Source organism: Fusibacter sp. (assembly GCF_057447755.1).
Genome location: NZ_JBVBZF010000523.1, coordinates 1 through 1,580 on the forward strand (window position 1 = coordinate 1; position 1,580 = coordinate 1,580).

The 1,580-nt window shown below is 37.9% G+C and carries 2 protein-coding genes; both read right to left on the minus strand.

Features of this window, described 5'->3' with window-relative positions:
* Positions 1-522: 522 nt before the first annotated feature.
* A complete protein-coding gene (locus AC220I_RS22365; RefSeq protein WP_486726082.1) occupies positions 523-1,233 on the minus strand; it encodes a DUF4413 domain-containing protein in 711 nt (236 codons plus the stop codon).
* 147 nt (positions 1,234-1,380) lie between these two features.
* On the minus strand, positions 1,381-1,580 hold a 200-nt coding region (locus AC220I_RS22370; protein ID WP_486726083.1), incomplete at its 5' end, for a hypothetical protein.

The following is a 1,580-nucleotide window of genomic DNA, read 5'->3' on the forward strand; positions in this document are numbered from 1 at the left end:
CAATATAACATATTGTACATTCATAATAAAATTAAAAGAATGAAACTTACTTTCATTTTCTTCTTCACTCCATGCAAATGTCTACACCAATCACCTGCACATAAAAGTATCTGAACAGTGTCAGGAGCTAGTGAAGCTCGATAAGAATCGATCACTCTTGTCCCAGCACTGAAAGTAGACTCAGATGCTATGGTAGTTATAGGAATAGCCAATATATCTGCTGCCAAAGGAGACAACACTGGGTATGAGGTCTGATTCTTCATTCACCAATCTAAACAATCAAATGCCTCGGGATTAGATGATGGTTGCTCGCGAGATTTTTCAAGATATTCCATCAACTCAGACCTCTGGGTCTCACTAGTGCTATCTCCAGGAAACTCCCACTCCTTCAGTTTATCCCATACATTTGGCGTTGAGCTCACACTAATATTTTCATTACTATGGCCATGAGATAAAGAAGAACTTGATGTTGGAGTCTCGCCACTTGTAGGCGTAGACAATTTCACATATTCTTCATAAAGGTCAAAGATGACCTTTCGTACTCCTGCTAACCTGTGCCTCAAATTCAGAATACATATTAGAAAATGCAAACTGTACCATTTTCATTTTCTGTCTTGGGTCCAAGATGGCTGCAATGCACATCAACAAGTTGCACTCCTTCCAATACTTATCAAATTTAAGCTTCATTTTAGCCACCATTCTTCTAATGAACTCATGCTCACTATCAGCTTGAGCATCCAAAATCAATCTCACATTAAGAACCTCTGGGAGGAATAAATTGCTAGTCGGATAATCACTACCTGAAATAACATGTGTGGTATTCCAAAATGTAGCTAAAATAACACAAACCTTTTCAACTTTATCCCAATCTTCTTCAGTTGGGCATATGTTATAATTAGAATCTCGCTCTGCATACTGCGCAAAAACTTCTCGAAACTTTAAGGCACAACTCAGCATCTCGTAAGTCGAATTCCACCTAGTTCGACAATCATGAATCAACTTTTTCCCTGGAACACCACATCGTTGAGCAATTTCAGCAAACACTAAGAACCTCCCATCAGTGCGACAAATGTAGTCCACACTATCCCTAATATTTTCACAAATATCTGTAATCTCAGTTAGCCCATCTTGAACCATGAGGTTTAGTACATAGGTATAGCCACGAACATGAAACAACGTGCCCTCAACCAGTAGCTTTTTTGCTCTCCCAAAATCAATTTTCAAACGATTCACAACAACATCATTGTTCGAAGCATTATTAACAAAAATAGAGTAAATTGTTTGTTCAATACCCCATTCCTTTGCACACTTGAATATGGCAGAAGCTATGTCAACTCCGCACCTAGGTGGTAACATCTGAACAAAGTTGAGAACCCTTTTTTAAAGTTTCCACTCTGCATCAATCCAATGTCCATTAACAACCATATATTCAATTTTTTGGTTCTTCGACTTCCACATGTCAGTTGTGAGACTCACCTTGTTGACTTTATTTATTAACATCTTTAATTTCTTCCTTTCTACATCATAAACACGCTCACAATCAGCTTTTGCTGTAAATCGAGAAATTGGTTTATACTCAG